This is a genomic window from Paenibacillus ginsengihumi DSM 21568 (genome assembly GCF_000380965.1).
Taxonomy (GTDB): Bacteria; Bacillota; Bacilli; order Paenibacillales; family NBRC-103111; genus Paenibacillus_G; species Paenibacillus_G ginsengihumi.
In genome coordinates this window covers 16282-34848 of sequence record NZ_KB905601.1, presented here as the reverse complement: position 1 = coordinate 34848, position 18567 = coordinate 16282, and the positions used below count along the sequence as shown (strand labels likewise).

General features: G+C 59.8%; 9 protein-coding genes and 1 pseudogene. 8 read left to right on the top strand and 2 right to left on the bottom strand.

The annotated features are described in order from the left end of the window. Positions 1-259: pseudogene (locus F591_RS32405) on the bottom strand (IS4 family transposase); the annotation flags it as partial. Positions 260-952: 693 nt separating this feature from the next. Here F591_RS32405 and F591_RS0120765 point away from each other — a divergent pair. The 6 genes from F591_RS0120765 to F591_RS0120740 all read left to right on the top strand — a co-directional run bounded on the left by F591_RS0120765 (position 953) and on the right by F591_RS0120740 (position 13267). Continuing rightward, positions 953-3508: a PEP/pyruvate-binding domain-containing protein gene (locus F591_RS0120765; protein WP_019536538.1), complete on the top strand. Its 2556-nt coding sequence runs from the start codon at positions 953-955 to the stop codon at positions 3506-3508. A 63-nt stretch (positions 3509-3571) separates the two neighbouring features. Beyond that, positions 3572-4411: a tetratricopeptide repeat protein gene (locus F591_RS0120760; RefSeq protein WP_019536537.1), complete on the top strand. Its 840-nt coding sequence runs from the start codon at positions 3572-3574 to the stop codon at positions 4409-4411. A gap of 344 nt (positions 4412-4755) precedes the next feature. Next, positions 4756-6291 (top strand): TIGR02677 family protein, encoded by a 1536-nt coding sequence (locus F591_RS0120755; protein WP_019536536.1) that lies wholly within the window; start codon positions 4756-4758, stop codon positions 6289-6291. Continuing rightward, positions 6288-7514 (top strand): TIGR02678 family protein, encoded by a 1227-nt coding sequence (locus tag F591_RS0120750; RefSeq protein ID WP_019536535.1) that lies wholly within the window; start codon positions 6288-6290, stop codon positions 7512-7514. The genes F591_RS0120755 and F591_RS0120750 overlap by 4 nt, the downstream gene beginning before the upstream one ends. Before the next feature lie 144 nt (positions 7515-7658). Further along, positions 7659-11804 carry a TIGR02680 family protein gene (locus F591_RS0120745; RefSeq protein ID WP_019536534.1) on the top strand — a complete coding sequence of 1382 codons (4146 nt, stop codon included), beginning with the start codon at positions 7659-7661 and terminating at the stop codon, positions 11802-11804. Further along, positions 11801-13267, top strand: coding sequence for a TIGR02679 domain-containing protein (locus tag F591_RS0120740; protein ID WP_019536533.1), 1467 nt, complete (start codon positions 11801-11803; stop codon positions 13265-13267). Before F591_RS0120745 ends, F591_RS0120740 begins: the two co-directional genes overlap by 4 nt. 356 nt (positions 13268-13623) lie before the next feature. Here the strand turns inward: F591_RS0120740 and F591_RS33645 are convergent, their stop codons facing one another. Further along, on the bottom strand, positions 13624-13827 hold the full coding sequence (locus F591_RS33645; RefSeq protein WP_019536532.1) for a hypothetical protein: 204 nt from the start codon (positions 13825-13827) through the stop codon (positions 13624-13626). Between the two features lie 1316 nt (positions 13828-15143). Here F591_RS33645 and F591_RS0120725 point away from each other — a divergent pair. Together F591_RS0120725 and iolD are read left to right on the top strand one after the other, a co-directional pair. After that, a complete protein-coding gene (locus tag F591_RS0120725; protein ID WP_019536531.1) occupies positions 15144-16253 on the top strand; it encodes a glycoside hydrolase family 88/105 protein in 1110 nt (369 codons plus the stop codon). A gap of 433 nt (positions 16254-16686) precedes the next feature. Further along, positions 16687-18552, top strand: coding sequence for a 3D-(3,5/4)-trihydroxycyclohexane-1,2-dione acylhydrolase (decyclizing) (gene iolD / locus F591_RS0120720; RefSeq protein WP_019536530.1), 1866 nt, complete (start codon positions 16687-16689; stop codon positions 18550-18552). Positions 18553-18567 lie beyond the last annotated feature (15 nt).

Here is an 18567-nt window from a genome sequence, read left to right as displayed (position 1 = left end):
ATTCGAATGGAACGTCTTTCGCTTTTTTCGAGATCGTGGAGTGATCCACTTTGCGCAATCCGCAACCAGTCATTCGTTGTTCCCCGTCCCGGTAGCCGTCCCATTTCTGAATCGCGGCTTCGGCTAAAAACAGAAAAAGATCGTAAACGGTAAATTTTCGCGCGGTATCCACGTAACTTAGAGATTGAATCATGGGCTCTAGTTCCTCTTTGGGCAATACGGATTGCAGAATGGGGGCTAATGTTGTACGATTGTTCATAGGACCGTCTCACTCTCCGGTAAAGTTTTTGTAAGGGTACAAACACTATACCGAATGAGCGGTCTTTTTTCTACCATTTTATGAGCAGTCTTTTTTCTACCATTTTGTGGTTAATCAACAGGCCTACACAAAATACAACATTCTCCTTCTTCTGGGGTGAAGAGGCCGGAAAATGTTGCATTTTTTGCAGGATTTGTCGCCTCATGTGCCCGGGTGTGCCCATTGCGCTGATCCTGCGTCTGCAGCAAGCGTGATTGTCGCCCCACGTGCCTGGGTGCGCCCATTGCGCTGCTCCGAGGCCAGCGGCAAACGCGTACGCCGCTTCATGTGCCTGGGGAGGGGCGCGCTAATCCCGGAGCCCGAACGCTAATCCCGGAGTCCGAACGCTAACCCCGGAGCCCGGACGCTAACGCGGAGTTCGCGTACCACCGGCTGACTATCGCCGTTGCAGCCTGTCGCAGCCTGCCTGCGCAAAACGCAGGTTTGCCCGATAACCTTGCCGAAGGTAACGCTTTCCTTAAGGGGTTTGCGCTATTTTACGCCAGTTCATATTTTTGCTATAACTAAAGAATAGGCCAGGCGCAGCTTGGCGGTTGCAACGGCATACGACCAGACCAACGCAACGCAATCGAAAGCGCAGGTCTGTTTCCTTTTTTTTTTCAATCGATGACAAAAACGCAGGAGGTGCGGGTCGTGGACGGACGCGGCAAGGCAAGCACGGGAATGACGGGCTTCGATCAGGCGATCGACAAGCTGCGGCTCGGGGATAACGTTGTCTGGCAGGTCGATGCGGTAGCGGACTACAAGCGGATGGCGGAGCCGTTCGCGGCCCAGGCGATCCGGGACGGGCGGAAGCTCGTCTATGTGCGGTTCGGGCGGCATGAGCCGGTCCTCGAGGGAGGCCCGGACGCAGGCGTTCACGTTGTGCAGCTCGACGCGGACAAAGGCTTCGAAAGCTTTGCGACCGCGGTGCACAGTCTGATCGAACGGGAAGGAAAGCGGACGTTCTATGTGTTTGACTGCCTGACCGATCTGCTGGAGCATTGGCATTCCGATCTGATGATCGGGAATTTTTTCAAGGTGGCCTGCCCGTTCCTCTATGAGCTCGATACGATCGCTTACTTCGCGATTATCCGCAATGCGCACACGTACAGCACGATCGCCGGCATCCGCGAGACGACGCAGCTGCTGCTCGACTTGTATCATATCGGGGATAACGACTATATTCATCCGCTGAAGGTGTGCAACCGCTATTCGCCGACCATGTTCTTCCCGCACCTGATCCGTGGGCAGGAGGCGATCAGCATTACGGCCAGCGCCGAATCGGCCGAGCTTTTCTCCTCGATTCACCGCGGCGAGGAGCGGCTCGATTACTGGAATGTGATGTTCCGGCAAGCCCGCGAGGCGCTGGCGCAGGAGCCGGAGCAGCGGGAGGCGACGAAGCGGCGTCTGATGACGATGCTGATCGGCCACGAGTCGAGAATGTTCGAGCTGTGCGACCGGTACTTTACGCTGGAGGATATTTTGGCCATCGCTTCGCGCGAGGTCGGGACCGGCTTCATCGGCGGCAAAAGCGTCGGGATGCTGCTTGCCCGCAAAATCCTCGAGCGCGACGGCAAGGGGCGCTTCGCGCCATATCTCGAGCCCCATGATTCGTTCTACCTGGGGGCGGATGTGTACTACACCTACATCGTCCAGAACGGCTGGTGGAAGCTGCGCACGAAGCAGAAGACGAAAGAAGGCTATTTCCGCTATGCCCCTGAGCTGAGAGAAAACCTGCTGCGCGGGACGTTCCCGGAAAATATCCAGGAGCAGTTCATGCGGATGCTGGAATATTTCGGCCAATCCCCGATCATCGTGCGCTCCAGCTCGCTCTTGGAAGACAACTTCGGCAACGCCTTCGCCGGAAAATACGACAGCGTATTTTGCGCGGGTCAAGGTACGCCGGAGGAGCGCTACGAGGCGCTGGAGCAGGCGATCCGCACTGTGTACGCCAGCACGATGAACGAGGACGCGCTGCAGTACCGGATGAACCGGGGGCTGTTTGACCGGGACGAGCAGATGGCGATCCTGGTGCAGCGGGTGTCCGGGGATCATTACGGGGACGATTTCTTCCCGCATCTGGCCGGCGTCGGCAATTCCTCCAACCTTTACGTCTGGGACCGAAGCGTCGATGCGGATGCCGGCATGCTGCGGCTCGTGTTCGGCCTGGGGACGAGGGCGGTCGACCGGACGGTCGGGGATTACGCGCGCATCGTGTCCCTGGACAACCCGCTGCGCCAGCCGCCCATGCATGCAGAGGAGGCGCTCAAATATTCCCAGCGCATCGTCGATGTGATCTCGCTCCGCGACAATCGGCTGACGGACCGCAGGCTTAATCACGTGCTGCGATGCGATCTGAAAACCGACCGGGAGCTGTTCGCCTCGATCGATTACGAGACCGCGCAGCGGCTGCGTGAGCTCGGATATGCGGATGCCGGAACGCCGTATTTGCTCGATTTTCGCAAGCTGCTGAAGTCGACGGCATTCCCCGGCCTGATGCGGGAGATGCTCGCCCTGCTGGCGCAGGCGTACGATTATCCGGTGGACATCGAGTTTACGGCCAATTTCGCGCCGGACGGCAGCTTCAAGGTCAACCTGCTGCAATGCCGGCCGCTGCAGACGAGAGGGCTGGGCAAGCCGGTCGAGGTGCCGGTGCTGAAGGAGGCGAAGGACTGCTTCTTCCAGACAAACGGCAACTTTATGGGCGGCAACGTGCGGCTGCCGATCGATTACGTCGTCTACGTTCGGCCGCAACCTTATCTGGAGCGCAGCGAGCAGGGCAAATACGCGGTGGCCAGGCAGATCGGGGCGATCAACGCGGCGCTCAAGGGGAAAAGCGTCCTGCTGATCGGTCCGGGCCGCTGGGGAACGACGACGCCGTCGCTTGGGGTGCCGGTTCATTTTACGGAGCTGTGCCATATGGCGGTCATCTGCGAGGTGGCCTCGCTGGAAGCGGGCATGATGCCCGAGTTGTCATACGGCAGCCATTTTTTTCAGGACTTGGTGGAGTCGGGCATTTTTTATGCGGCGATTTTCGCAGGGCAGCCCGATGTCGTGTTCAATCCGGATTATATTTTGGCGCGGGAGAACATGCTGCCTGCTGTCTTGCCGCAAAGCGCGGCATTTGCCGATGTCATCCATATTGCCGCCGCGGACGGGATGGAAATATTCTCGGATATTGTAACGCAGAGGCTGCTGTGCCGATAACATTCAAGAGCCGTTTATTTACACTCGCATAACATAGAAGAGAAAGAGAAGGAGACAATGTCGATGTCGCAAATCAAGGGGATCATCCGGCTGGCTGTCGTCGTTATCGTTATGTTAGTCGCGTTTCGCATTGATTGGAGCGTCGGTTTTCTGGCTATGGGGCTGCTCGCCTGCTACGGGATCTATTTGAACCGTGCGGCGTTCTATGCGCAGAAGGGGAATGTCGCCTACTCGCAGGGCGACAAGGAAGGTGCGCTTGCCTGGATGGAGAAGGCATACCGCACCAAGCCGAATCATCCGCAGCATAAGATCAGCTACGCTTTCATGCTGATCCAGTCGGGCGATACGGTAAAGGCCGATCAGGTGCTGAACGAGGTGCTGGCCGGGAAGCCGGCCAAAGACATTCGCATGCAGGCGATGCTGAACAAGGCGACGGTGCAATGGCTGCAGAACAAGCCGGAGGAAGCGCTGCGCCTGTTGGAAGACTTGTACGGGGAATTCAAAAACACAACCGTATACGGCAATCTCGGCTATTTCAAGCTGCTGCAAGGCAAGCAATTGGAACAAGCTCTGGCGTTCAATCAGGAGGCGTACGCCTTCAACGACAGCGATGTGACAATTCTGGATAACCTGGCGCAAAACTACTTCCTGCTCGGCCGGCTGGAGGAAGCCCGCGACATGTACGCCAGGGCGATGGAAAAAGCTCCAAAGTATGCAGAATCGTACTACTATTATGCGCTGACGCTGCAGCGATTGGGACAAACGGAAGAAGCGCGCGAGCAGATCGTCAAGGCGCTGGAAAGGGAGCAGGCGATCGTCACATCGGTTACTCGGGAGGATATCGAGCGGCTAGCCGAGGAACTCGGGGCACTGCGGGAGCCGGCGCCGAACGAAGCAGGCTGAAGCTTTCCATTATAAAAAAATAGACCGGCCTCCTGGCAAGGTGCAGGATCTATCCCGTACCTTGTCAGCCCAGCCGCTCCTAAAGCGGGCATTTGTGCCGGCCGTAACGTTGGCAGCGTTGCGGCCGGCACACTGGTTTTGGTTGGACATGCCATCATTTAACGTGACAGGGCAACCCCTCTCTCCTGCGGTATCAGATCCACAAGCCTGGCGAAATCTCGCCGCTTCCCCTCCATGCTCCATTAAACCCGCCGCTTCGCCCAGTAAAAATACGGCAATTGATTGTAAGGTCGCCTTTTCTAATTTAGAATGGAGAGAAGGAGACACTGCGAAGGAGCGAGACAATGGAATCATCGCTGAACGTTCAGGCGCTGCGCAGCGTTCCTGAGCTGAAATATGTCAATGCGGACAACGTAGTGAGATATCGCGCGATCATGCGCTTTTTCTATCAGGAATACAAGCGGCTCAATTATTGGCTGAAGCCCGAAGACGTGTATGCCGGCGTGATGGCATGGGGGGCTGTGCCCGATTATACGATCGAGCAATGCGTGGGGGATCTGGAGCAGCTGGAGGAATGGGGCAATCTGGCTTCCCGGCATGACGGGGGACGGGCGGCAACGCTCGAGGAATATATGAAGAAAAAGATGCAGTATTTGCTCAGGCCCTATTCGATCGAGATCGAGCGGCTGCTGGAGACGCTGGAGAAGGTAACCGGGTACGGCGGTTCGTTGGAATCGACTTTGTTCGACACGATTGCGGATAAATTGTTCGAGATTCGCAGGACGGCGGGAGAAATGACGCCCGAGGCCGCGCTGGAGCTGTGGACGTCGCTCTACGACGCGTTCAAGCGCTTGCACGAAAACGCCGCCGACTATATCGCCAGCCTGCAGACGGCCAAAGCGGAAGAGATGATGGTGACGGAATCGTTTCTTATTTTCAAGGACAGGCTGACGAATTATCTGCAAAACTTCATTCAGGCTTTGCAGCGAAGCGCCTATAAGATCGAAGGCAATTTGGAGAAAATCGGCGCAGGCGTCGTAAGCGGATTTCTCGAGCAGGTCGTTGCGGCAGAGCTGGACAAGCCCAGGCTGGAGGAAGCTCCGTCCCGGGAAGAGTTGCTGGCGGAGCTGCAGCAGGGATGGGCCAACCTGCAGCGGTGGTTTCTGGGCGACGGCACGTCGCCGTCCGAATTGACCTTGCTGGAACGGGCGACGAAGGACGCCATCGCCCGCATTGTGCGGAGCGTCATCCGGATGCAGGAGCGCAAGCGCTCGGGAACGAACCGCCGGAAGGAGCTGGAATACTTGGGCCAATGGTTCGCCCGGCTGGACAAGCTGGATGACGCCCACCGGCTGGCGGGGCTTACGTTCGGCCTGTTTCGAACCCGTCATCTGCAGGGCGAGGATTTGCGCGAGTCCGACCGGGCAGATCAATCGATGTGGGACGAGAGTCCGACTGTTCGCACGCTTCGCTCCCGCAGCCGCAAGCGGACAGGAAGGCAGGAGACGGAGCCCATTCCGGAGAATGAAGCGCGCAAACGCCGGGAGCGGGAGCTTTTCCTGAAGCGGCAGGCAGAGGAATGGGAGGCGGTGCGCGCGCTCGTGGAGCGGGGGATGCTGCGTATATCGGAGCTGGGGACGGTCACCGCGAAGACCCGGCTTCGATTGCTGCAATGGATCGGGCGCTGCAGCGCTGCGCCGAAGCATACGTTCGTGACGCCGGAGGGCGTGCGGATATCGCTGGTCAACGCGAATACGAAGCAGCGCGCGGTGCTTGTATCGGAAGACGGAGAGATGCATATGCCTGATTATGAGCTGGTCTTTGCCTTGACGGATGCGGCCAGAGAAGTGGCGGCGGCGTCGGAGGGAGGCAGCATATGAGCGGGAATGCGGGAACGGCCGTTCATAGGGCAAGGCGTGCGCTCCGTTCGGAGGCAACGTCGGCGCAGGTGCTGGAGCGCAAGCAGGCGTGCGTCCATGCGCTGCTTAACCGGCCCTGGATTCTGAAGGAAGAAGACAAGGAGATGTATTTCTCCATCAAGGATCATTATGAGGAATTGCGCGATTGGTTCATGGAGCAGGCCGGCTTCGCGCTGATCGTCACGCGCAGTTTGGCGAAGCTGGAGAGGACGCCCGCCGTGCCGCAAGCATGGATGGGCTTTCCTGAATTTCGCGAGGTTCGGGACTACGTGTTTTTCACCTATGCGTTATGGTTTCTGGAGGGCAAGACGGAGATGGACCAGTTCCTGCTATCGGATCTGGTCGAGGAGGTGCGGGAACAGATGGCGGCCGGCGGCCTGGAGGCGGATTGGCGCCATTACCACCATCGGCTGTCGATGGCCCGCGCCTTGAAGAAGCTGGCCGCGCTCGGCGTGCTCATTCTGATCGACGGCGACGAAAGCGATTGGGCGCAGAGCGAGGACAAGAACGCCCTGTATGAATGCTCGCCCCATTCGAGATATGTGCTGCGCCGGTTTCCGCAGGACTTGACGACTTACGGCACGATGGAGGAGCTGACCGATCCGCTGCTGTACCCGGATACGCCGGAAGGGCAGAACATGCGCAGGCGGCATCGCGTGTATCGGCGACTCCTGCTTGAGCCTGCCGTGCTTGACCGGCATTGGGACCCGGAGCTGCTGCCTTATGTACTGACGCAGCGCCGCTCCATCATGGACCATTTGGGACGAATGCTCGGGCTGGAGGGCCGCCGTTACCGGGAAGGGCTGTTGTTCTTCCATCCGGAGCTGACCGGCGAAGGCGAGCTGTTCCCGACGCTTTCCGGCGCCTCCGATCTGGTGCTGCTGCTGGCGGGAGAGCTGCGGCGCGAGCTGTACCTTGAGGGGACAGGAAGATATGTCGAGGACGACGGCTCCATCCGGCTGGAGCGGTCGGAGCTGGAAGGGCTCTTGCTGCGGCTGCAGGAGCGGCACAAAGAGTATTGGAGCAAGGAGCTCAGGACTTCGTCATCGGCTCAATTGGCCGAGCTTGTGACGACTCATCTGGAGGAATGGCAGCTCGGCGAATGGGAGGATGCGAATCATTTTCTGATCTCGCCGGTTGTCGCCAGATGGAATGCGGAGTATGCAAGTGCGGATTTTGGATAGACGCCTATGACGAACAATTCCTGTCGTCATCAGTCGTCGCCTGCGGTATGGAATATTCAGCGTCTGGATACCGCAACATGTAGGAGCGGAATCGTTTCGACCGTTAATCGGCGGGAAAGCCGGCTCGGGGAGGTTGGTGTATACATGGTGATGCAAATGGGTACGGAAGCCGCGCAGAAGGGGCAAACCGGACGATGGCGCTTGGGGCGCGTCGGAATTTTGAATTTTTGGTATTACGACGAAGAAGTGTTCGAGCTGGAGGACGGGCGCATTATTTTGCGCGGGGCTAACGGTTCCGGCAAGTCGGTCACGATGCAGAGCTTCCTGCCGCTCGTGCTCGACGGCGACAAGCGCCCGCATCGGCTCGACCCGTTCGGCTCGCGCGACCGCAGAATCGAATATTATTTGCTTGGCGAGACGGACAGCGGGAAGACCGATGTGACCGGCTATTTGTGGATGGAATTCGTACAACCGGAGAAAGGCTTGAGCAAAACGATCGGCATCGGCTTGCGGGCTAGAAGGGGTGCGCAGCAGGTGCAGTTCTGGGGCTTTCTGCTCGACGACGGCCGGCGGATCGGCCGCGATTTTTGGCTGTACGACCGGAACCACTGGATCGAGCACGAGACCCGGGTGCCTCTCAGCCGACAGGAGCTGGAGCGGGCGATCGGCGCCGGCGGACAAGTTGTGCAGGACCAGGCCTCTTATCGGGATATGGTCAACAAGCAATTGTTCGGGTTTGCCGATGCGGAAGCTTATCAGGACTTGCTGCACCTGATGATCCAACTGCGCAGCCCGAAGCTGTCCAAGGACTTCAAGCCGACGGCGATCTACGAAATTCTGCACGGCGCGCTTCCGCCGCTGCAGGAGGACGATCTGCGTCCATTGTCCGAGGTGCTGGAGGATATGGACCAGATCGCCGATCGTTTGGATGAGCTCAAACTGCATCTGAAGGAAATGGGCAAGCTGCAGGAGGCTTATGACCGGTACAATAAAAGAACGCTTTACGACGCCTCCGTGCAGGTGCTCGACCGCCATGAGGCCTACCGGGCCGTCAGCCGGAAGACGGCGCAGTTTCAAGCGAGCCTGGAGCAGGCGGAGCAGGAGCGCCAAGCGGCGGCGGAGGAGATCGGCAGGATCGAAGCGGACATCGCCCGGGCGACGGCCGAGCTGGATGTGCTGAACCATCACGAAGCGGTCGGCAAGCAGCGCGAGCTGGAAGCGGCCGTGTCCGCGCTGGAGGAGACGAAGAAGCACGAGGCGCTGGCGCGCGAGAGGATGGACCGGAATCGGATCAAATGGGAAGGCACGGCCCGCGAGCTGGAGGATGCCGCGTACCGGCGGCAGCAATGCCTGTCGGAGCAGCGGGAGCTGCTGCATGAGCTGGAGGCGATCGCGCAGGAGATCGAGTTCGCCGAGCATCCGGTGTATCACCGCTACTGGGACCAGGACGAGCCGGATCGTGAGGATTGGCGCGGCCCTTGGAAAAGAGACCTGAAGCGGCACCGCGAGCAGCTGCAGGCGGCGCTTGGCAAGGCGCGCGAGGAACGGGAGGCGGACCGCGCCGTCAAGGCGCTGGAAGAGGAGCTCGGCGAAGCGCGCAGGCTGCGCGACGAGCAGGAACGGGAGCGCGGCGAGCAGGAGAGACGGCTGGAAGCCGGCAAGGACGCGCTGCGCGAAGCGATCGTCTCGTGGCGGGAGTCGCTGAGCGAGCTGCCGTTCGGCGACGAAGACGTGCGGGCGGCGTTCGCGGCGGTGACCGCTTTCGGCCCGGATGCGCGCTCGGTGGAGCCGATTCGTGCCCCGATGATGAAAGCCGCCGCCGGCAAGCGGGAGCAGCTCGCGGGAGAGCGCCTGCGGCTGAGCCGCGACCGGGAGGAGCTCGCGGGCAGGAAGGAGCAGCTGCTGGAGGAGAAGCGGGCGTGGGAGGAAAGCCGCGAGCCGGAGCCGCCCCGGACGGAGGCGCGGGCGCAGGGCCGCTCGCAGCGGCCGAAGGGAAGCGGCGCTCCCCTGTACGCCGTGTGCGATTTCCGGCAGCATGTGGATGAGGCGCGGAAAGCGCGGATCGAGGATGCACTGGAGCGGGCCGGCCTGCTCGACGCCTGGATTTCGCCGGACGGAATGGTCGGGACGATCGCGGACGGCCAGGAGGAGATGTGGATTGCTCCGCAGCCGCATGAGCTGGGGTACACGCTGGCGGATGTGCTCGTGCCTTCCCCGCCCGAGGACAGCGGGCTGAACGCCGGGCAGATTGAAGCTGTGCTGAGGACGTTCCTGTGGGTGGAGGACGGCAGCCTGCGCGGATTCGAGCCGCATGCCGCGGTGCTGTCCGGCTCCGGGGAGTTTAGGCTCGGCCCGCTGGCCGGGGCGACTTCGGCCAAGACGCGGGCGGAGTATATCGGCAGAGAGACGCGCAAGCGGACAAGGCAGCTGGAAATCGCCAGGCTGCAGCGAGAGATTGAAGCGTTGGCGGAACGGATGCGGGAAGTCGACGCTTTGATCGAAGCGACTGTCGAGCGGGAGAAGCGGCTGCAGGCCGAAGCGGAGGCGTTCCCGTCCTGCGGCCTTCTGGAAGAGCCGCTGCAGGCGCTGCTGGAGGCTTCTTACCGGCTGAAGGCTTCCCTGGAGCAGGAGAACCGGGTGCTGGAGCGCTTCAAGCAGCGGACGGCGCAGTGGCGCGAGCTGCAGCGGCAGCTGAGCGAGCTGACGGCGGCCTGGACGCGGCTGAAGCGGGAGGATGCGCTGCAGGAGGCGGCTGCGCAGGCAGGGGAGTACGACTCGCTGATCGGCGAGCTGCATTCGGCCTGGAGCAGAAGCCGCGACGCGGCAGAGCGGATCGCGCGGCTGGAGGCGGAGCGGCAGTCGCTCGAAGATGCGATCGAGGATGACGAGCAGCTGCTGGATGAGCTGGACGAGCGGCGCCGCGCGCTGGAGGCGCAGGCGAACACGCTGCGCAAGCTGATGGACGAGCTCGGCCTTGCCGACGTGTCCCGGACGATTGAGAGTCTGAAGCAGCAGTGTCGCCAATGGGGCATCGACAAGAAGGCGGCGGACGCCCGCCTGGCCGATGCCAGAGCCGCCGCGGAGCGAGCGCGCGCCAATGCGGAGGTGTACCAGGAGCAGGAGGAGGCGCTAGCCTCCCAGCTGGAGCAGGCGATCCGGCTGTGGGAGCGGGAGCTGAACCGCAAGCTGCTGGCGGACTGGAAGGAGGCGCCTTCTCCGGGCGGCGATCGCCAGGCGGCAGTTCGTCTCGCGTCGGACATCCGCAGCAAGTATGAAGCGCAATTTAGCGGCAGGAACGCCGACACGGTGAAAAATACGCTGTGGGAGCAGTTTAACGCGGTGCGCAGCATTTTGACCGAATATGTGCTGGAGTCGGATATCGAGGAGGAGACGGGGCGAATTATTGTCTTGTCCAAACGCGACCGGACCCATCCCCAGCCGCCGCTCGTCGTCATCGAGGAGCTGGCGCGGGACGAACAGGAGCAGAGCGCGCTGCTGAGCGAGAAGGATCGGGAGCTGTACGAAGAGATCATTCTCCGCAGCGTCGGGAAGGCGATCCGCCAGCGCATTCACCGCGCGGAGAGCTGGGTGAAGCATATGAACCGCTTGATGGAGGAGCGCAATACATCCAGCGGCTTGCGCCTCAAGCTCGATTGGGAGCCGAAGGCGGCGCACAACGAGCAGCAGCTGGATACGGCGGCGCTCGTCGAGCTGCTGAAGCGGGATTCGCACAGGCTGCGCGAGGATGAGATCGATGCGATGATCCGCCATTTCCGCTATCAGATCAGCTATGCCAAGCAAAGCGCCCAGAGCGAGCGGGAGTCGCTGCGCAAACATTTGTACGAGGTGCTGGACTACCGGAACTGGTTCCAATTCGAATTGAAATATCGCAAAGGGGAGCAGACCGGCTACCGGCCGCTCACCGACTCGCGGTTCAATGTGCTCAGCGGCGGGGAGAAGGCAATGGCAATGTACATTCCGTTGTTCGCCGCGACGTGGTCGCGCTACTCCGATGCCCGGCCCGATGCGCCGCGGCTTATCTCGCTGGATGAAGCGTTCGCCGGCGTCGACGAGGAGAACATGCGCGATATGTTCCAGCTGCTGACGGAGATGGGCTTCGATTACATGATGACTTCCCAGGTGCTGTGGGGCTGCTACGATACTGTGCCCAAGCTCGCGATTTACGAAATTTATCGCCCGAAAGATGTCGACTTCGTGACCTTGTTCCATTACCGCTGGAACGGGCGGATCAAAGAGTATGTAAGCGAAGGCGGCGCCTCAGCCTCATGATGCAGGAGCGGCAAGGCGAGCCGCGGTCGGACAGCCGGGCTCGGGCCTATTTCGAAAAGCCGGCCTGGCGGCGCATTTTGCGGGCGGTTTGGCGCAAATGTGCAAGTCTTGGGCGAAGCGGCGGCCATGCGGTGGTGGAGCAGCTGACGGAAGCGGAGAGCGAGGCGCTTAACTCGTTTTTCGGCTGGAACTGCAGGCCCGGGGATACGGCGAAAATACCGCTGGCCTTATTCGACGAGGAGCTGAGCCTCTCCGGCTTCGCTCCGATGAATATTCGCAGGCTGCATCTTCTGCTGGAAGGCGCTCCGCTGCTGACGAGAGAAGAGCGCCGGCTGCTGGCGGAGGACCGGTGGCGCGGCCTGTTCCGTTCCGTGCGGGAATCGGCCGGACAGCCGCTCAGCCGGGAGGCGGACGAATGGCTGGCCCGTCTGGAAGCAGGGCAGGGGGCCGGCGGTCGCACGCTGCGGGAATTGTATAAGACGGATCCGGCGTCGGCGCGGCAGGCTGTCGAGATCGTCGTCCGCGCGCTGAACTTGCTGCTGCCGTCAGCCGATCATGACGTCCGTGGCTTCCGGCAGTCGGTGCGCCTGCCCGTCCTGGCCGTACAGGCCGCCGGCGACGCGCATGCGCTCGATATGAACCGGCCTGCGGGACGGATGCTGGCGGCGGTATTGCGGGAACGAAGTGCCGGGCCGGAAGAAGAACAGGGGGCGGCAGGCGAAGCAGCAGAGAGCGGACGGGAAGAAGGGAACGAAACGGCGGCATACGATGAGGCGGCGGCGTTCCCGGAAGACGGTTCCGAGACGCTGAAGCTGCGGGAGATGTACCGCCGCTTCGGGATTTTGGACGACGACCTGTCGTCGATCGTGCATTGGTACATCCCGCGGGACGGGGAGCCCGCGCTGCCTCATGTATGGACGCTTCGGCAGGTGGAGGCGGCAGAGAGGTTGCCGCGCTGTTCAGGGCTATATGTGGTCGAGAATCCCGCCGTTTTCTCAACCGTGCTGGACAGGGCGCCTTCCGCCGCGGTTTCCGCTGGCGCAGACGCAGGCGCGGTCGATCCTCCTGCGCTCATCTGCACGAGCGGCCCGGCCAGCGCCGCGGCCATCCGCTGGATCGAACGCTGTCTCGCATCCTCGGGCGACGATTGCAAGCTGCTGTATTCCGGCGACTTCGATGTGAAGGGGCTGGCCATGGGACAGACGTTGGCCGACCGCTTTCCCGGCCGGTTCGTGCCATGGCGCTTCGACAGCGAGACTTATTTGTCAGCGGCGCAAGCGAGGCCGCCTGGCCCGCTCTTCGACGACAGCGAGCTTGCGAAGCTCGCCAAGCTGCGCGTATCGTGGGACGAGCCGTTGCCGGCCGAGATGATTGGACTTGGGCGCAAGGTGCATCAGGAAGCGTTCGTAGAGGCGCTGGCGAGCGATTTTTGGGCGTATGGCGGTATTGGCGAGATAAGATAAGGGTGGACGCCTATGACGAGCGATGCTTACGTCATCGGCGGTCGCCTTCGGTGTTGAAATTTTGTCGGCGTATACGGCCACATTTTCAAGATAGACGCCCATGCCACTGGCGCGGCACCATCAGATGGTGAAAATGGGCCGCGGGCCCGGCGCTATTTTCAAGATAGACCCCCATGCGGCTTGCGCAGCACCATCAGAAGATGAAAATGAGCTGCGGGCCCGGGGCTATTTTCAAGATAGACGCCTATGACGAGCGATTCCTTTCGTCATCGGTCGTCACCTTCGGTGTTGAAAAATTCGCCGGAGGGTTCCGTCCAATTTTTCAAGATAGACGCCTATGACGAACGACTCCTTCGTCATCGGTCGTCACCTTCGGTATTGAAAAATTCGCCGGAGGGTTCCGTCCAATTTTTCAAGATAACCAAATGTTGTATTTGGTACAACAAAAATGGGGGGATAAACCCTATTTTCGGCTTAAAGTTGTAAAATGTGCAACATTTCGGGCGATGATCCTCGATTTGGAGCCATTTGCCCTCAAATTGTTGCACAAAATGCAACATTACCCTTCCTCCGGTACGAAGAGGCCGGAAAATGTTGCATTTTTTGCAGGATTTGTCGCCCCATGTACCTGTGGAGGGGCCGTGCTAATGCGGAATTCGCACGCTACCGTGGGGGCTGATCGCGGAGTCCGGACACTAACATGGAATTCGCGCGCTAATGCGGAGTCCGGACACTAACATGGAATTCGCACACTAACGCGGGTTTCGGGAGCCGCCGGCTGAACACTTCCTTCGCAGTAAAGCGTAGATTTGCTCAATAAAGGGCCACTCTGAAAAAGGACTGCTCCGAGGGCATGTTTGTTCAGCGCTGCCAGAAAGCTTAGTTTCGATAAGGCATTAAAGCGTTAAATTGAAGTGTAACTTTCTGCACCAGGCAAAACTGCTGCTCAAGCGCAACCCCGCTCATCTGGCGAAGGAGCCTCATCTGGCGAAGGTGCTTCGCTCGAAGCTTCTCTTCATGCTCGCTAGCCTAAGGTGCTGTTTTGCCGGGCAGACCTTAAGCTAACGCCAGCCACAGAGCTTATTTCCCTCGAAACGACCGATTTGAAATTGTAAGGCAAGTGAGCAGCCTTATTCCGCATGTTTGGCTGCCCGATTCGGCGTTTTTGGCAAAATAGCGCTACCAGCCAGCGTTACATTTTTATCAGGGCACAAATCAGCAAAATAGCGTTTGTCACAAGCGTTAGAGATTCGGAGGCTTCAGGCTCCCTAACGATACGCGAAATAATGCTTTTCATGCGGATGTAATGCGATTATAATGCAGATATTAGCGCTCATGCGCCAACAGCCGCCCGTAAGCTCATATGGCGGATCAGGCGATCAGATACAGGCGCATACAACGCATAAGCTCGCAAATAAATCGGCCGAAAGGCGCGCGGCGGATGAATGCGAGGCGCTTTGCCGCGAGGCGCATGTTCTACCGAAGCGGGCGCAGCAGGCGCGGGTGCCGCGATGCAGCGCACGAACCGCGGCCAGATTTGGCGAAGGCCGTGACTCGGTCGATGTCCAGGTACCAGAAGCCCGATCCGTGTCCGGTTACCAGAAACTCGCCCCATGTCCAGCTGCCGGGAAAAAGGCCATAATGGACTGGAAAGAGGGCTATCATTATCAAAAAAAAGGTTAAGCGCTTAACATTCTTTCCTTATTCACATCAACCGTCAACTGTTTTCTTTATTCACATCAACGGTGAACTGTTTTCCATACTCTCATCAACGGTGAACTGTTTTCCATACTCTCAGCAACCGTGAACTATTTTTCTTACTCTCATCAACCTATTTTCTTACTTTCATCAACATAACACAGAGGAGTGAACGGCATTGAAAGAACAGGTTCAACTCGCGCTGCGCAAAGTCATGGATCAGCTGCTGCACCTGAAGAGGCCGCAAAACGAAGATCGCTGGCAGGCCCTGGGGGAAAACGGAAAAACACAGGGCTACTTCCCGAGAGATTTCGGCATGGAGGAATGGGATTGGCCGCAGGGCGTCGGATTGTACGGCCTCCGCAAGCTGGCAGAGCATAGCCGCGATCCGCAGCGCAATTATGACGATTTCATCGTTCGCTGGGCGAAGGAACAGATGCGCCGGGGACTGCCTTTGAAAAATATCAATACGACAGCTCCTATGCTGACGTTAATGGACTACTCCGAATTTAAAGGGCTTTCATTGGAATGGATGGAGTGGCTTGTAAACGAATGCCCGAGAACGGCCGAGAACGGCTTCCAGCACGTCACCTCCGGCGATACGAAGCAGGAGCTGACGCTTCACGATCAGGAGATTTGGATCGACACCCTGTTCATGGTTGTGCTGTTTGCCGCCAAAATGGGCGTCCGGCATAACAACCCGGCGTGGCTGAGCGAAGCGGACGCGCAGTTCGCGCTCCATATCAAGTATTTGTTCAACCGGGACGATGCGCTGTTCTACCACGGTTACGATTTCAAAAACAAGCATAATTTTAGCCAGGCTTATTGGTGCAGAGGCAACAGCTGGTTTACTCTCGCGGTGCCCGAGTATTTCGACATGACGCAGCGCGAAGCTCCGACCCGCTCGTACGGTCTCATTTTCGAGACGTACCGGGCGCAGGTGGATAAATTGATGTCTTTGCAGGCAAAGAACGGGCTTTGGCATACGTTGCTGGACGATCCGGACAGCTATACGGAAGTGTCGGGCTCCGCCGCGATCGCCGCCGGCATTCTCAAAGGAATTCGGCTGGGACTGCTGGACGCCCGTTACGCGGACGGCTGCTTCAAGACGATCGAAGCGGTCATGAGCAATATTGCCGAGGACGGCACGGTAATGAACGTGTCGGCGGGCACCGCGATAGGCAAGCGCAAGGAAGATTACAAAAGCATCATGCTCGCCCCGACGACCTACGGCCAGTCGCTCACGATCGTGCTGTTGGCGGAAGCGCTGAACCATCTTGCAGGATGAAGCGCTATGGCGAAGCTGCAATCCGGGCGACTGCTGATCGAAGCGCGGCGTGACTGGCGCAGTCGGCGACACGGATTCTGTTGCCGCGGGCTGAAGCTACTTCTCTGCCGAAAGCCCAAGCGACAGCGGCTCGTCGCCCTCATACATGCAAGTTAAGCGCTGACTGGTCTCCTTCCTCCTTCGCGCGACGATCAGACGATCCGCAGCGGCGGACGGGAGTAACACGTAGGCAACCAGCGTGCTGTCCATGCCGCAAGCGGCATAAGGTTTCCCGGCGAAACAGAGGAATAGTAAAAAACATCGTCGCAATTTGAAAAAAACATTGAGATTATAAATGCCATAGTGTATGATTTAGGAAAAGCGCTTAACCTAATGAAGTGCGTTATTTTTTACAACTCATGTTAAGCGCTTAACCTACTGAAGGAGGCAGGTTATGGCTACCGTTCGATTGACGATGGCCCAGGCTTTGATCCGGTTCCTGGACGCGCAGTATGTGTCCGTCGATGGCGAGGAGACGAAGTTCGTCCGCGGCGTGATGGCGATCTTCGGGCACGGGAACGTGACGGGCATCGGCGAGGCGCTGGAGCGCAGTCCCGGCCAGCTCGTCACGATTCAGGGCAAAAACGAGCAGGGCATGGTCCATGCGGCGACGGCGTATGCGAAGCAGAAGAACCGCAGGCAAATATTCGCCTGCACGACATCGATCGGGCCGGGCGCGCTGAATATGGTAACGGCGGCAGCGACGGCTACCGTCAACCGCATTCCGGTGCTGCTGCTGCCCGGCGATAACTTCGCGTCGCGCCAGCCCGATCCGGTGCTGCAGCAGCTGGAGGTCGCTGCGGATTACACCGTGTCCGCGAACGATCCGTTCAAGGCGGTCAGCAAGTATTGGGACCGCATTGTGCGCCCCGAGCAGCTGATGACGGCGGCGCTGCAGGCGATGCGGGTGCTGACCGACCCGGCCGAGACGGGGGCTGTTACCCTCGCGCTGCCGCAGGACGTGCAGGCAGAGGCTTACGATTATCCCGAGTCGTTTTTTGTAAAGCGCATACATTATATCGATCGCCGGCCGCCGGCGCCGGAAGCGGTCGATCGCGCGGCGGCCTTGCTGCAAGGGAAGCAGCGGCCGCTCGTCATCGCCGGAGGAGGCGTGCTGTATGCGTCGGCCGTTCAGGAGCTGCGCGCGTTTGCCGAAGCGTTCGGCATTCCGGTAGCCGAGACGCAGGCGGGCAAAAGCTCGCTGCCCTGGGACCATCCGCTGAACGTCGGGGCGATCGGCGTGACCGGCACGCTGGCGGCCAACACGTTGGCCAAGGAAGCGGACGTGATTATCGGCGTAGGCACCCGGTATTCCGATTTTACGACATCGTCCAAATCGGCCTTTGCCCATCCCGGCGTCCAGTTTGTCAATATTAACGTGAACGCGCCGGATGCGGCCAAATGGGGAGGCGCAGCGCTGACAGGCGATGCCAAGCTCGGCTTGAAAGCGTTAATGGATAAGCTTGCTGCAACGAACTACCGCAGCGCATATGAGGAAGGCGAAATCGCCAGCCTGAAGCGGCGGTGGGATGCCGAGACAGACAGACTTTTCGCCCTCGAGCACGAGCAGGGGCTTGCCCAGACCCGCGCTTTAGGGGTGCTTCAGGAGTCGATCGCCCCTGGCGCGGTCATCGTCTGCGCGGCCGGCAGCCTGCCGGGCGATCTGCACCGGCTGTGGAGGCCGTCGGAGCCGAAAACGTATCATATGGAATACGGGTTTTCCTGCATGGGCTACGAGGTCAGCGGAGCGTTCGGAGCGGCGCTTGCCGAGCCGGAGCGCGAGGTGTACGCGTTCGTCGGGGACGGCAGCTACCTCATGCTTCATTCCGAGCTGCTGACGAGCCTGCAGGAAGGAACGAAGATCACCATTGTCCTGTTCGACAATCATGGCTACCAGTGTATCCATAACCTGCAGCGGGAGCACGGAAGCGACGGCTTCGGCAACGAGTTCCGCTACCGGGAGCCGTCCACGGGGCGGCTGAGCGGCGGCTACATGCCGATCGATTTCGCCGCCCATGCCCGCAGCCTGGGCGCCAAGGCGTACAAGGCGGCGACCGCCGAGGAGCTGAGGCATGCTTTGGAGCAAGCCAGGCTGGAGAAGGGAACGACGCTCATCGAAGTATCCGTCGTCCCCGGAACGGGCACTTCCGGCTACGAGTCGTGGTGGAACGTCGGCGTGCCCGAGGTATCGGTCAGCGAGAAGGTGACGGAGGCGCACCGGGCCAGGCAGGAGCGGCTTCGCTCGGCAAGAACGATTTGACAGGAACAGATCTGG

Bases quoted from the DNA above. Each gene is read 5' to 3' on its own strand.
- iolD (WP_019536530.1), top strand. From the start codon at position 16,687: ATGGCTACCGTTCGATTGACGATGGCCCAGGCTTTGATCCGGTTCCTG.
- F591_RS0120760 (WP_019536537.1), top strand. From the start codon at position 3,572: ATGTCGCAAATCAAGGGGATCATCCGGCTGGCTGTCGTCGTTATCGTT.
- F591_RS0120745 (WP_019536534.1), top strand. From the start codon at position 7,659: ATGGTGATGCAAATGGGTACGGAAGCCGCGCAGAAGGGGCAAACCGGA.
- F591_RS33645 (WP_019536532.1), bottom strand. From the start codon at position 13,827: ATGTTGCATTTTGTGCAACAATTTGAGGGCAAATGGCTCCAAATCGAG.
- F591_RS0120750 (WP_019536535.1), top strand. From the start codon at position 6,288: ATGAGCGGGAATGCGGGAACGGCCGTTCATAGGGCAAGGCGTGCGCTC.
- F591_RS0120740 (WP_019536533.1), top strand. From the start codon at position 11,801: ATGATGCAGGAGCGGCAAGGCGAGCCGCGGTCGGACAGCCGGGCTCGG.
- F591_RS0120755 (WP_019536536.1), top strand. From the start codon at position 4,756: ATGGAATCATCGCTGAACGTTCAGGCGCTGCGCAGCGTTCCTGAGCTG.